At 44.0% G+C, this 13,422-nt stretch carries 19 protein-coding genes; 15 read left to right on the forward strand and 4 right to left on the reverse strand.

All coding sequences use genetic code 11. The annotated features are described in order from the left end of the window. Positions 1-213: 213 nt before the first annotated feature. The 4 genes from J7E35_RS12250 to J7E35_RS12265 all read left to right on the forward strand — a co-directional run bounded on the left by J7E35_RS12250 (position 214) and on the right by J7E35_RS12265 (position 3,529). Positions 214-717 carry a methylated-DNA--[protein]-cysteine S-methyltransferase gene (locus J7E35_RS12250; RefSeq protein ID WP_353050034.1) on the forward strand — a complete coding sequence of 168 codons (504 nt, stop codon included), beginning with the start codon at positions 214-216 and terminating at the stop codon, positions 715-717. Between the two features lie 274 nt (positions 718-991). Further along, positions 992-1,492: a flavodoxin domain-containing protein gene (locus J7E35_RS12255; RefSeq protein WP_214780121.1), complete on the forward strand. Its 501-nt coding sequence runs from the start codon at positions 992-994 to the stop codon at positions 1,490-1,492. Between the two features lie 98 nt (positions 1,493-1,590). Next, positions 1,591-2,142 carry an undecaprenyl-diphosphatase gene (locus J7E35_RS12260; protein ID WP_214780122.1) on the forward strand — a complete coding sequence of 184 codons (552 nt, stop codon included), beginning with the start codon at positions 1,591-1,593 and terminating at the stop codon, positions 2,140-2,142. 166 nt (positions 2,143-2,308) lie between these two features. Continuing rightward, positions 2,309-3,529: a hemolysin family protein gene (locus J7E35_RS12265; protein ID WP_251040926.1), complete on the forward strand. Its 1,221-nt coding sequence runs from the start codon at positions 2,309-2,311 to the stop codon at positions 3,527-3,529. 222 nt (positions 3,530-3,751) lie between these two features. Here the strand turns inward: J7E35_RS12265 and J7E35_RS23485 are convergent, their stop codons facing one another. The 4 genes from J7E35_RS23485 to J7E35_RS12280 form a co-directional block, all read right to left on the reverse strand. Further along, positions 3,752-3,883 (reverse strand): hypothetical protein, encoded by a 132-nt coding sequence (locus J7E35_RS23485; RefSeq protein ID WP_285290787.1) that lies wholly within the window; start codon positions 3,881-3,883, stop codon positions 3,752-3,754. 36 nt (positions 3,884-3,919) lie between these two features. Further along, positions 3,920-4,783 carry a permease gene (locus J7E35_RS12270; RefSeq protein ID WP_214780124.1) on the reverse strand — a complete coding sequence of 288 codons (864 nt, stop codon included), beginning with the start codon at positions 4,781-4,783 and terminating at the stop codon, positions 3,920-3,922. 19 nt (positions 4,784-4,802) lie between these two features. Further along, positions 4,803-4,973, reverse strand: coding sequence for a hypothetical protein (locus J7E35_RS12275; protein ID WP_214780126.1), 171 nt, complete (start codon positions 4,971-4,973; stop codon positions 4,803-4,805). A 159-nt stretch (positions 4,974-5,132) separates the two neighbouring features. Beyond that, positions 5,133-5,465 (reverse strand): ArsR/SmtB family transcription factor, encoded by a 333-nt coding sequence (locus tag J7E35_RS12280; protein ID WP_214780620.1) that lies wholly within the window; start codon positions 5,463-5,465, stop codon positions 5,133-5,135. 203 nt (positions 5,466-5,668) lie between these two features. On the opposite strand from J7E35_RS12280, the gene J7E35_RS12285 reads away from it, so the two are divergent. The 11 genes from J7E35_RS12285 (at position 5,669) to J7E35_RS12335 (ending at position 13,408) form a co-directional block, all read left to right on the forward strand. Then, complete coding sequence (locus tag J7E35_RS12285; RefSeq protein ID WP_214780128.1) at positions 5,669-6,040, forward strand: ArsR/SmtB family transcription factor; 372 nt, start codon at positions 5,669-5,671, stop codon at positions 6,038-6,040. Next, entirely contained in the window at positions 6,033-7,034 is a 1,002-nt protein-coding gene (locus J7E35_RS12290; protein ID WP_214780130.1) for a permease, read from the forward strand. The genes J7E35_RS12285 and J7E35_RS12290 overlap by 8 nt, the downstream gene beginning before the upstream one ends. Positions 7,035-7,053: 19 nt before the next feature. Then, complete coding sequence (locus J7E35_RS12295) at positions 7,054-7,284, forward strand: thioredoxin family protein (protein WP_214780132.1); 231 nt, start codon at positions 7,054-7,056, stop codon at positions 7,282-7,284. A gap of 189 nt (positions 7,285-7,473) precedes the next feature. Further along, entirely contained in the window at positions 7,474-7,818 is a 345-nt protein-coding gene (locus tag J7E35_RS12300; RefSeq protein ID WP_214780134.1) for an ArsR/SmtB family transcription factor, read from the forward strand. Between the two features lie 15 nt (positions 7,819-7,833). Further along, on the forward strand, positions 7,834-9,129 hold the full coding sequence (locus J7E35_RS12305) for an arsenic transporter (protein WP_214780136.1): 1,296 nt from the start codon (positions 7,834-7,836) through the stop codon (positions 9,127-9,129). A gap of 19 nt (positions 9,130-9,148) precedes the next feature. Next, positions 9,149-9,571 (forward strand): arsenate reductase (thioredoxin), encoded by a 423-nt coding sequence (arsC, locus tag J7E35_RS12310; protein ID WP_214780138.1) that lies wholly within the window; start codon positions 9,149-9,151, stop codon positions 9,569-9,571. 59 nt (positions 9,572-9,630) lie between these two features. Beyond that, positions 9,631-9,978, forward strand: coding sequence for an arsenite efflux transporter metallochaperone ArsD (gene arsD, locus J7E35_RS12315; protein WP_214780141.1), 348 nt, complete (start codon positions 9,631-9,633; stop codon positions 9,976-9,978). A gap of 14 nt (positions 9,979-9,992) precedes the next feature. Next, a complete protein-coding gene (gene arsA / locus J7E35_RS12320) occupies positions 9,993-11,765 on the forward strand; it encodes an arsenical pump-driving ATPase (RefSeq protein ID WP_214780143.1) in 1,773 nt (590 codons plus the stop codon). A 15-nt stretch (positions 11,766-11,780) separates the two neighbouring features. Continuing rightward, a complete protein-coding gene (locus J7E35_RS12325) occupies positions 11,781-12,203 on the forward strand; it encodes a protein-tyrosine phosphatase family protein (protein WP_214780146.1) in 423 nt (140 codons plus the stop codon). Positions 12,204-12,603: 400 nt separating this feature from the next. After that, entirely contained in the window at positions 12,604-12,954 is a 351-nt protein-coding gene (locus tag J7E35_RS12330; RefSeq protein ID WP_214780148.1) for a MerR family DNA-binding transcriptional regulator, read from the forward strand. Continuing rightward, positions 12,947-13,408: an SRPBCC family protein gene (locus J7E35_RS12335; protein WP_214780150.1), complete on the forward strand. Its 462-nt coding sequence runs from the start codon at positions 12,947-12,949 to the stop codon at positions 13,406-13,408. The genes J7E35_RS12330 and J7E35_RS12335 overlap by 8 nt, the downstream gene beginning before the upstream one ends. Positions 13,409-13,422: the final 14 nt, after the last annotated feature.

Raw genomic sequence — 13,422 nt, forward strand, 5'->3', positions numbered from 1 at the left:
GTTAAAATAAGCTTCTTTTTTGAATTGTCCATCCTACTGAACCTCCTTTGATTTAATGGGAGTGTTTTGGCACTCCATATCCATCGTAAAGGGAAATTTTACTAGTGTAAAGAAAATTTAGAATTCAATATTTTTTAAAAATATCCCTTATAAATATAGTGGTTTCCATTCTTTAGTTATAATGAGGAAAAGACCGTAAAAGGAGTGGGAGTTGTGGAGCAGAAAATCTATTATGACATCCTTTATTTTAATGGAGACGAAATTTTTATTTCGGCGACCGACAAAGGCGTATGCTATGTCGGGTCACCAGAAGAAGATTATGAAGTTATGGCTAAACGTTTTCCCGCTGCTGTATTTGAAAGGAATCCGGAAGCCTTAAAACCATACAGGGATGAGTTGGCTGAGTATCTTGAAGGGAAGCTCAGACAATTTTCCTTGCCGGCCGATGTAAAAGGAACAGCATTCCAGGAAGCAGTCTGGACAGCCTTGAGGGAAATCCCTTATGGCGAAACCTGTACATATTCAGATATTGCAGAAAAAATCGGCAAGCCCTCGGCAGTGAGAGCAGTCGGAACCGCGATCGGCGCCAATCCAGTCCTGATTTCTGTCCCCTGCCACCGGGTTATCGGCAAAAATGGCTCCATCACAGGCTACCGCGGCGGAATCGCTATGAAGCAGCATTTGCTGGAGCTGGAGAAAGTACATTGTAGGGGGTAATGTGCATCTAAAGAGGATGCAGCGAAGATTATCGTCACATAAAAGGGGTTAATGTGCCAATAAAGAGGGGTTAAAGTAGTTTCCGTTCACATTCAATCATAATGTGAGCTGGTTGCCGCAGAAACTTCATCTGGGAATCACCTCATCACGACAAACTCAAATTGTTAGAAAATTGCCATACAACTCTCACACTTTTTCTTCAGCTAAAAGCTATAATGAACCCAAATGGACTATGAACGGTTTGGAATACCAGAGGGCTGATGGGGGCGATCTAATGAAGAGTTTGATTGTTTACTGCTCAACACATGGTACGACAGCAAAAGCGGCACATCTTTTACGAAAGCGGATTGAAGGTGATGTCATTGCCATCAATCTGGATAAAACAAAGCTTCATTCAGATTTGGAGCTGTTTGATTCTGTGATGATCGGCGGATCGATCCATGCCGGCAGCATCCAGGGAAAAATCAAGAAATTCATGAAAGAGCATGAGGACGTGCTGCGAAGAAAAAACCTCGGCTTGTTTCTTTGCTGCATGAGGGATGGGCAGGAAGCATACTCTCAGTTTGAGAATGCATTCCCGTCCTATTTGAGGGAAGCGGCAATCACAAAAGGATTGTTCGGGGGTGAATTCATTTTTTCAAAAATGAATTTCTTCGAGAAAATGATTGCGAAAAGCGTAAGCGGATCGACAGAAGAAATTTCGCATCTCGACCTGGGATCCATCAATGAATTCGCCGAAACTTTTAATACAAATAAGAAGTATGTACCTGTCTAAAAATCGGAGGCTATCTTGGCCTTCGATTTTTTTATTTTGGACGGAGGAAAATATTGTATAATCAAATTAATTTGTCAGGGGGAGAGTGTTTTATCGGAATGAATATTGAGCTTTTCAGAATGATCAATGACGCAGGAAAGGAATTCGAGGCCTTGAATCCGGTCATCGTCCTTATTGCCAACAATGCGATTTACCTTTTAGCGGCGGCTGTCCTTGTATACCTGTTCAGCCGAAACCAACGGAATCGATTGATGGTGGTGAGTGGTTTGACAGCACTTTTATTGGCAGAGATAGCCGGGAAGATTGCGGGCATGCTTCACTCGAATCACCAGCCTTTTGCAACGCTTCCCGATGTTAATCAATTGATTGAGATGGAAGTGAACAACTCATTTCCAAGCGACCATAGTATTATCTTTTTCACAATGGCGGTTACCTTCTGGCTTTTTAAAAGGAAGCATACATATTTATGGATCTTGCTCGCCGGGATTGTTGGTTTTTCACGGATATGGGCAGGGGTGCATTATCCGGCGGACATCGTCGCAGGTGCATTTCTTGGATCGGCGTTCGCTTATCTTGGCTACCGCCTGATTCCAACTATCAATTTATTTAATAAGAATAAATTGACAGGCAAGGAAATGAAAAATCTCTGATTATGAAACCTTTGCGCTGGGTAAACCGTACATAAACAAGGCTGAGATAGAGTATTTGATTTATAACCGCCAGAACAGTAAAATATATTCTGACAAATATTTTTTCGGAGAGTGAATTTTTTTGGAAGTTCCCATAGGTTTAGTCATTTTATTAGGTGTTTTAATTTTGTTATCTGCCTTCTTTTCTTCGGCAGAGACCGCTTTTTCCAGCGTCAATAGAATCAGGCTGCGCAATTATGTGTCCGAAGGCCGCGCTGGAAGCAAGAATGCTTTGCATATTTCCGAGAATTTCGATGATGCTTTGTCTACGATTCTAGTAGGAAACAATATCGTCAATATCGCCGCAGCGAGTATATCATCCAAGGTAGCCGTCGACCTGTTCGGCGCGAGCACGGGTCTCCTCGTGAGCACCTTTGGCATGACGGTGCTGATCCTGATTTTCGGCGAGATACTGCCAAAATCGATGGCCAAGGAAAATGCAGAGGAGTATTCGTTGAAAATATCCGCCATTCTGCTGCTGCTGATTAAAATCCTGACTCCGGTCAACTTCGTGTTCAGTAAATTGAAGGCATCCGTATCGAGGATGTTCTCGAAGGATGGGGAAGTCCAGCCATCTGTCACCGAAGAAGAAATCAAGGTGATGGTGGACATCAGTGAAGAAGAGGGCGTCATCAACAACGATGAGAGGGAGCTTGTACACCGTTCCCTGGAATTTAACGATGTTCTTGTCGGCGAAATTTTAACGCATCGAATGGATATGATTACAATCGAAGTAAACCAGCCTCTCGAGGAAATCAAGCAGATTTTCCTTGAGGAACGTTTTTCGCGAATCCCGGTTTATGAAGACAATATAGATAATGTCATCGGATTTTTGTCCGAACGTGAATTTTTCGCTGAATTGATTCAGCATAAAGAAGTGAATGTCCGCGAGATGCTGCGTCAGCCGATGTTCGTCGTGAAGTCAATGAAAATCGCAACCCTCCTGCCTGAGCTGCAAAGGACGAAAAGCCATATGGCCATTGTCGTCGATGAATTCGGCGGAACGAGCGGCTTGATTACGCTTGAAGACATCCTTGAAGAGCTCGTCGGCGAGATTTGGGATGAGCACGATGAAAAGGTCAACATTATAACAAAGATTGATGAGAGCACGTATGAGTTTGATGCAGCCTATGATCTAGATGATTTTGCCGAATTATTCAATGTGCCAATGCCGGAGACATCGTACCATAACCTAGGCGGCTGGATTTTTGAAACATTGGAAAGCATTCCGGTAAACGGTGATACATTTGTTTACGAAAACCTGCGGATTATCGTTAAGGAAGTAGAAAATCATCGTATCCGTAATATTAAAGTGGAAATCATGCCCGTTTTAGAGGTAGAAGAATAAAAAAGAAGGTGGAATCAGGCTGTTTAGCTGCCTGGCTCCACCTTTTTGTTGTTTTACGATGCTATAAAGGTGTGCTGGAAAAATTATTCTCTTAACCAAGAGCCTTATTCTTCCGAAGAAACACCATAATTGCCCTGAAAAAGGTGATAATCTCTCGATAATGCGCGGTAATTGCCCGAAAAAGAACAATAATCGTGCCGTCTTCCTATTATTGTAAAAATATTAGCAGCAAGAAGTATCACCGCCGCAGCAAGCTTCGTTTTTCTCTTCTGTTTCCTGCACTTCTTTGATTTCCACGCTGCAGCAATCAGACTTTGAGTTACTGCCCATCAGGATTTTGATAAAATTGGCCATTGAGTTCACCTCCTTTCATCAAGATAATTTGATTAATCAAACGAAATAGAACACAAAACCAGAGATAGTAGACATCGTCACAACTGATGCGATAAAGGCAATCACAAGCTGCTTTTTAAAAATCGACTTTAACAGGATTACTTCCGGCAGGCTGGCGCCGGCTGAGCTGATCATCATCGCCATCACAGGACCAAGGGCCATTCCTTTTAAAATCAGCATTTGTGAAATCGGGATCATACTTGATAAACGGATATACAATGGAATTCCCGCAACTGCCGCGACTGGGATCAGCCACCATGCATCGTGTCCAAACCATTTCGTAATGATCTCAGTTGGAACAAGTCCGTGGATGACAGCGCCGATTGCGGCACCAATGAGCAGATAAGGGTAAACACTTTTCATCAGCGACCAGGTTTCACTTAAAGCGTAGCGCCAATTGAATTTCTCATTCTTTTCTTCATAACCTGACATAATGACATTTTTGACATACCGCTGGAAGCCAAGCTTATCGAGTGTAAAGCCGATGACAATCGAGAAAACACTTGTGATGATTGTGTAAATGATTGTTACTTTCCAGCCCATGACGACACCCATGATCGTTAAAATTGTTGGGTCCAGCACCGGAGAAGCGAAGAGGAAAACCATAACGATTGAAAACGGGATTTTCTTTTTCAGCATATTGACGACTACTGGAATCGTGGAGCAGGAGCAAAAGGGTGTGATAAACGCGAACAGGATGGCGGCAAAGCTGGCAAGCACTTTATTGCGTCCTGTCAGTTTCTTTTCGATTTTTTCGTATGGAATGTATCCCTGGAGCAGGCTGATCAAGAAGGAAATCCCGATAAAAAGCACCGTCAATTCAAGGGCTATCCATAAAAAGCTTTTTAGAAATTCAATCATTATCCTCTACCTTCTTCCTTTAGCAATTAACTGGAACTGGGCAGCATTTAGGCTGCTGTTTTTGTTTACGGGAAATCCAAGGGGATCGCTTTGTTTCCGGCTGTTCAAAGAACTTCCATGCGTGTCTGGCTTTCCTTTCAACTTCCTGCTGCTTTAGTTGCGCCATTGCTTGATAATCATGATAAAACATGTATATCCTCTCCTTAATCAAAATATGTTGATTTATTTATCAAAAAAAATTGATTAATTCTCTGAAAAAAGAGACCTTGCTGGATCTGCTCTTTTCGAATGGTTGTTAGATTAGACAATTTACTCTAGGCAGCCAAATCTAATTGTGTACGAAAAGAGCTTAACAACAGTTGCTAGGTCTGAAAAGGCAGCAAAGCTCTGGAGATAATAGATGGTTGATTTCTTTGGTGTTTATTGTGTAATAGCTCCAGGTTCCCTTTGTTTCTTTTTGGATCAGATTGGCATCAAGCAAAATCTTCAAATGATACGACAATTTTGATTGGGGCATGTCAATCAGTTCACTGAGATCGCAAACGCAGCTGGAGTCTTGCTGGCATAGAAGATTGAGGATGTGCAGGCGTTTTTGGTCGGCAAGGGCTTTGAATTTTTTTTCATATTTTTCAAAGGTGCTTTGAAGCGGCGGTTCCTTGGCTACTTTGGTGTCAGTTGTCAGGTCTGTTAAAGGAATGAATGTTTCCACTTTCAACTCTCCTTAATCAAAATCTCTTGATATATTGTATTATATTTCCTGTAAAACCATTTTGCAACTGTTAAATCAAAAATTTTTGATTTATTTTTTAAAGGTCATAAAGTTTTCAAAAACAAAACTACAAAACTAGAAAAATAGTTATAAGATAAAAGTGGGAGGTGCATTTTATGACTTGCAGAACAGGATGGGAAATAAAATCATCAGACAGCATGAAGAGGATTGTTGATGGGGTTAAAGAAGAATTTCCGCTCGTTAATGCTGAGGAAGAGCTTAAAAGAACGGCAGCGTTTTTCAAGGCACTCGGTGATGAGACGCGAATTAAAATCATGAGCTTGTTATGGTTCGAGGATCTATGCATGTGTGAGATCGTCGATGGCCTGTCGGGAGCATCCTCAACAATCAGCCACCATTTGAAGATCATGGAAAAGGGTAAGCTCATCAAATCCAGAAGAGAAGGTAAGTTCACTGTCTACAGCCTGGATAAAGAAAAGCTGGCACCTCTGATTCCGTATATAAAAGAAGGCGATTTAAATGTTTAATCAACTGGCCACTTGGCTTGTCGTTGATGTCCTGAATATGGAGCTAACGTCAAGACTTGGCGGGGCGCTCCACTTTTTCATTTACGACACGACGAAAATCTTGTTTTTGCTCGCGGTGATGATTTTTTCGATTTCATTCATCAGGAGCTTTTTTCCGCCGGAAAAAGTAAAGGAATGGCTCGAGGGCAGAAGGAAGGGAGTTGCCAGTGTGATGGCGGCTGTCCTGGGTGTCTTATCCCCGTTCTGCTCCTGTTCGACAGTGCCTTTATTTATTGGCTTTGTCGAGGCTGGCATCCCTTTAGGTATCACATTTACGTTCCTGATTTCATCGCCAATCGTCAATGAAATCTCATTGGTCATGCTGTTTTCTATTTTTGGCTGGAAAGTAGCTTTAATCTATGTGCTTGCCGGAATGACTCTGGCGATTGTCGCTGGGGCCATCATTGGCAAGCTGAAAATGGAAAAACATGTGGAGTCATATGTCTATGAAATTGTGGCTGGCCAGGAACGAATTCCTATGCCTGAGGGAGGCTCCAGAACGCTAACTGAAAAAATCAAATCCATATTCACTTGGGAGGAGCTTAAGGAAAGAACGACTTTTGCGGCCCGGAATGTAGTGGAGACGGTACAGAAGATTTGGCTCTACCTTTTGATTGGGATTGGCATTGGGGCGTTCATCCATGGATATGCTCCGCAGGACCTGCTAGTCAAATATGCCGGAGAAGGGAATTTCTTCGCTGTGCCGATTGCGACGATACTAGGCGTGCCTCTTTACTCTAATGCCGTCGGTTCCCTGCCTATTGTCGAAGCATTATTAAACAAAGGTGTAGGAGCAGGTACTGCGCTGGCATTCATGATGGCGATCACCGCCCTGTCTCTGCCGGAAATGATTTTGCTCAGGAAGGTAATCAAACCAAAGCTGATTGCTGTATTCGTCGGTGTTGTCGCCACAGGAATCATCCTAATTGGATATGGCTTTAATGCAATCTTATAATTATGAGGAGGAAATGAAGATGAATATCAAAATACTAGGTACAGGATGCAAAAAATGCCAGGAGCTTGAAAAAAACACTCGCATGGCGGTTGAAGAACTGCAGGTTGAAGCACAGGTAGAAAAAGTTGAAGACATCAAGGAAATCATGAAATATAAAGTAATGAGTACGCCCGCGCTTGTCGTCGACGAAAAGGTGGTTTCCACAGGGAAGCTGTTAACAGTCAAAGAGCTGAAAGGCATGCTGGGTTAATATCAAATAACATTGAACGCCAGGGGTAAGTCCCAGGCGTTTTTGGTTGGATAAAATAAATTCTAGATCAACTGCTTACAATAAGGACAAAGACACTTTACAAAATCTTAATATTTTTTACATACTATCACCCTTGAACATATAAGCAAATTATTATATGATGATACCGTCATTGGAGGTGGAGAGTAATTGATTAAGCAAAGTATTGAAATGGACCAGGCTGCTGCAATATTAAAGCTGCTTGGTGATAAGACACGTTTGACGATGATGAGAATTCTCGCTGATCACGATTGCTGTGTCTGTGAGTTTGTAGCGATGTTCGATACCAGCCAGCCGGCGATCAGCCAGCATATCCGCAAGCTTAAGGATGCAGGTTTGGTAAAAGAGAGCAGGAGGGGACAGTGGGTATTTTATTCACTGAACCGGCAGTACGAGCATTTTGAATTTGTTCAATTGCTCATGGATGCACTTCCAAGCCAGGAAGAAAAATTAACAGAACTTGAAAAGCAGGGAAAACGGATTTCCTGTGATTAACGGAGGTGTGTGGATTTGTCATTACCGATTATCGCTTCACTGATTTTTCTTGTGACGCTGACACTGGTCATCTGGCAGCCTAAAGGGCTGGGAATTGGCTGGTCAGCGGTAGGGGGAGCAATTTTAGCATTGATCTTCGGTGTTGTTGACTTCCAGGATGTGATCGATGTTACCGGAATCGTCTGGAATGCAACACTCGCTTTTATCGCTATTATTATTATTTCACTTATTTTAGATGAGATTGGATTTTTTGAATGGTCTGCCCTGCATATGGCGAGGGCTGCCAAGGGGAACGGCGTCAAGATGTTTGTGTACGTGACCCTGCTTGGTGCTGCTGTTGCTGCATTGTTCGCAAACGACGGCGCCGCACTGATTTTAACGCCAATCGTTCTGGCGATGGTGAGGAACCTGAAATTCGAAGAAAAAATGGTATTTCCCTTTATCATCGCGAGTGGATTCATTGCCGATACGACGTCATTGCCGCTGGTTGTCAGCAACCTGGTGAATATCGTTTCTGCTGACTTCTTTGATATTGGATTCGTCGAATATGCGTCCCGCATGATCGTGCCGAACTTCTTCTCATTAGGTGCAAGTATTTTGGTCTTGTATTTATTTTTCAGAAGGAGCATTCCGAAAAATTACGAGATGTCTGATTTGAAAAAGCCTGTTGAAGCTATTAAGGATGAGAAGATGTTCCGCTTATCTTGGATGGTACTGGGAGTGCTGCTTGTCGGGTACTTTGCAAGTGAATTCCTGAACATCCCGGTATCATTCATTGCGGGTATCGTCGCGATCTTCTTCTTGATGATGGCAAGGAGGAGCCCGGCTGTCCATACGGCTACCGTCGTAAAAGGGGCGCCATGGGCAATTGTATTCTTCTCAATTGGTATGTATGTGGTCGTCTACGGTCTGCGTAACGCTGGATTGACGAACATCCTTGCCGATGTCATCCAGGCTGCAGCTGACCAGGGCTTGTTTGTCGCAACAATCGGCATGGGCTTCATCGCAGCGATTCTTTCTTCTGTCATGAACAATATGCCAACAGTCATGATTGACGCCCTGGCAATTGCGGATACTAACACGACGGGTGTCATCCGCGAAGCACTGATTTATGCGAACGTCATCGGATCCGACTTAGGTCCGAAAATCACGCCGATTGGTTCACTGGCAACACTGCTGTGGCTGCACGTCCTTTCCCAGAAAGGCGTCAAGATTTCATGGGGCACTTATTTTAAAACAGGAATCATTTTAACCATTCCTACTCTGTTCATTACATTAGTAGGCCTATATATTTGGTTACTCATTATTTAAAACAAGGGAGCGAATCTAAATGTCAAACAAAAAAACAATCTACTTCTTATGTACAGGAAACTCTTGCAGAAGCCAAATGGCTGAAGGCTGGGCAAAAAAATATCTAGGCGACGAGTGGGAAGTGAAGAGTGCGGGTCTTGAAGCGCATGGCTTGAACCCTAATGCAGTAAAAGCAATGAAGGAAGTGGACATCGATATCACGAATCAAACTTCAGATGTGATTGATCGAGAAATCCTGAACAATGCTGACCTAGTCGTTACACTTTGTGGCCATGCAGATGAGCACTGCCCGATGACACCTCCTCATGTGAAACGCGAGCACTGGGGCTTTGACGACCCGGCAAAAGCCGAAGGAACAGATGAAGAAAAGTGGGCAGTATTCCAACGCGTGCGGGACCAAATCAGCGATCGCATCAAGACGTTTGCTGAGACTGGAAAATAAACAGGAACTAACAGCCAAGGGGAAACTCTTGGCTGTTGCTCTAAGGGAGGAGAAAAGAGATGAAAACTATCAAAATCTTTGACCCGGCATTATGTTGTCCTACAGGCGTCTGCGGCCCTAATGTGGATCCGGAATTAACTAGGGTAGCCTCTGCCATTTTTATCCTGGACAAAAAAGGTTATCCAATCAGTCGCTTTAATCTTGCCAATGATCCAGCTGCGTTTGTTGAACATAAAGAAGTGAACCAAGTATTGCATGAAAAAGGACCAGAGGCACTGCCGCTAGTAATGGTGGACGGAAAGGTCGAAAAAGCAGGCAGCTACCCTTCTAATGAAGAATTTGCAAGCTGGCTTGGCGTGGATGTCAAAGACCTGACCCCTGAGAAGCCGCGCAAAACGCTGCTTTAGAAAGGAGAATAGCCATGTTCCAAACTTTCCATCCAAAATATGTAGTCAACACGCCTTATCTCTTTTTTACCGGAAAAGGCGGAGTAGGAAAAACATCCACTGCCTGTGCAACAGCGGTTGCGCTTGCGGATACAGGTAAGAAAGTATTGATTGTCAGTACAGATCCGGCATCAAACCTGCAGGATGTATTTGATATTGAAATCGGCAATGAGCCAATCGAAGTTAAGTCTGTTCCGAATTTATCAGCCTGCAATATCGATCCCGAGGAATCCGCAAGGCAATACCGCGAAAAAGTGATTTCTCCTTATCGAAGTGCACTGCCGGAAAGTGTCGTCGCGACGATGGAAGAACAGCTTTCCGGTGCGTGTACCGTGGAAATCGCAGCTTTCGATGAGTTCTCCAATTTGCTCACCGACGAGGATTTGATCAGTCAGTATGACCATATCTTGTTCGATACGGCTCCGACAGGACATACTCTTAGGCTCCTGCAGCTGCCGACCGCGTGGAGCAGCTTTTTAGAGGAAAGCACTCACGGAGCATCCTGCCTTGGTCCGTTGTCTGGGCTTGGAGAAAAGAAGCAGCTGTATACTTCCACGGTAAAAGCGTTGTCTGATCCAAACATGACGACACTGATTCTTGTGTCACGGCCGGAACCATCATCCATGCTAGAAGCGGAAAGGGCTTCTGCTGAGCTAAAGGAAATCGGCATGCAAAATCAGGTTGTCATCATCAATGGGCTTTTGCATAGTCACGTAGAAGAAGACCCTATTTCAAAAGCATTCTATGACCGGCAGCGGAAAGCGCTGGTGGATCTGCCGAAACCCCTGAAACAGGTGGGAATGTTTTCGATACCTTTTGTTCCTTTTTCATTGACCGGTGTGGACAATCTCCGCAAGATGTTCAAGCCGGCGACGTATTCTGCTGAAAGAAGCGAAGTGGATTTGTCTAAAGCAAAATTACATTCGTTGCAGACACTCATTGATGATTTTGCCGAAAAGGATATGAGGATCATTTTTACGATGGGGAAGGGCGGAGTCGGCAAGACGACGATGGCCTCAGCAATCGCTGTTGGACTGGCCGAAAAAGGCTTGAAGGTCCATTTGACGACAACCGACCCGGCTGCTCATCTGGATTATACATTCCAGAGGAAGGATGCCCACAATAACCTGTCCATCAGCCGCCTGGATCCGAAAAAGGAAGTTCAGGCTTACAAAGAAACAGTCCTGTCTCAAAATAAGGATCAGTTAGACGAGGATGCTCTTGCTTATCTTGAGGAAGACCTTAATTCTCCTTGTACAGAAGAAATTGCCGTATTCCAGGCATTTGCCGATATCGTGGAGAAGTCGAAGGATGAGGTTGTCGTCATCGATACAGCGCCAACAGGGCATACCTTACTGCTGCTCAATTCTGCTGAATCGTACCATAAAGAAATTTCGCGCTCGACGGGTACGGTCTCTGAAAGTGTCCAGAACTTATTGCCGAAATTGCGTAATCCTGAAGAAACAAGCGTGGTCATTGTTACCTTGCCGGAAGCCACGCCTGTTCTTGAAGCAACGCGGTTACGTGATGATTTAAACCGGGCATGTATCCAGCCGGTATGGTGGGTGATCAATCAAAGCCTGTACGCGCAGCAAACGACTGATCCGATTCTGCAGAGTCGAGCACATGCTGAAAAAGTCTGGATTAAGAGAGTCAGTGAGGAGATAGCCGGGAAGACCAGCATTGTTCCATGGCAGCCTGAAGAAAAAATTGGGTACGATAAAATGAAGGACTTGATCAATAATTGAAAGGTGGATTCATAGATGAGTGAATACCAGGAATTAATCCCACAGCGAATTTACATTGGCGGAGCCGACGCCATTCCTGAATTGCTAAAGAAGGAAAAAATTGATGTTGTGTATGATTTGCGTGCAGAAAACGCAGAAGGCGATTATGATTATAATCGGAAGCACCAGCCAATCGTCGACAATGCCGAGAACCAGGATGAGTCTGTCAAGCAAGCCATTGATGAGGTAATCAACGCATATGAATCTGGAAAAAATGTTTATTTCCACTGCTCAGGCGGGAAGAACAGGACAGGCACCGTAGCGATTGGAACCTTGCTAAAGCTTGGTGAAGCCAAAAACATTGAAGAAGCGGAAGCGAAGGCGAAGGGAATCCGCAGTGTCATCAATGTGAATCCCGAAATGAAAGCAGCGCTCGGGAGATTATTCCCTGGCGCTTAAGATAGGAGGAAGTTTTCTTGAAAATCACCGATCAAGCTCGTGACAGCCTAAAGCAGCTGCTGCAGGAGCAAAATGCGACCGGCATCCGTGTGTTTTTTGCCGGTATCAGTTGAGGAAGGCCAAAGTTAGGACTGGCTCTGGATGAGCCGGAATCAGATGATGAAGTCATTGAATCAAATGGAATCAGAGTAGCAATCGACCCATCGATCGAAATCGAAGCGAAGGAATCGACACTCGATTTTGACGAGCAGGGAAACGGATTCGTTTTATCTGGGAATGAGAGAGATTGCTGTTAGAAGACAGAGCCGGTGCATGAAATCATGCGTCGGCTTTTTCGATAAAAAAATTTGACCCTGTAGTGCACTACATAGTTTAAGATGTTTCTATAAGGGGGGCCGCAATGTACAAGGTAAGCGAATTCTCCAAAATGACGGGGCTCAGCAAGGAGACGCTCAGGTATTATGCGGAAATCAAGCTGCTCGAGCCTGTATTCATCGACCCGAATAATAAGTACCGCTATTATGACAACGGTTCCTATTTGGTTGCGCTGTTATTGGTGCATCTGAGACGGTTCAATTTTACCATCCAGGAAATGCTGACCGTGGTGAACGATGAATCGTTTGAAAATCTCGAACAAATATTATTGAAAAAAAGACAGGGACTTGTGAACCTGGTGCAGGAGTTAAATGAACTCATTGAAGAGATGGATGATTTCTTTGAATTTGGGGTGGAGGGTACAGAAGATGATTAAATGGTACGAAGAGCGGATCATTCCGGTCAATATCGAGACAATCTGGACATTATTTCAGCTGGAGAACATCCAGAGAATCATGCCGAATGTGGTAGAGAACAAGGTGATTGAAAAGAAAGAAGGAGTCGTCGGCAGCAAATACGAGCAGAAATATAAAGAAGGCAAACGGATCGAAACGTATATCGTTGAAGACCTCGAATACCTAAATACTCCTGATAAAAAACACAACAAAATCGGTTTCACGCTAGCCAAAGCCTTCCAGATTGAAACGGCATTCACGTTGGTCAAGGCAGGGGAGGATGAAACCAGGTTTATTTATCAAGGCCAGAATACGGGGCTCAATTTCCTGGGTAAGACTTTGTTGAAGTTGGGCGGCGAAAAGAACAATAAGAAGGTAGTTACCGATTTTATGGATCGAGTGGAAAGTGAAGCTTTAAAGGAAGCGGAGAAATGATGGGAAGGCTGCCA

This window comes from Bacillus sp. ISL-45 (genome assembly GCF_018613195.1).
Lineage (GTDB): Bacteria > Bacillota > Bacilli > Bacillales > Cytobacillaceae > Mesobacillus.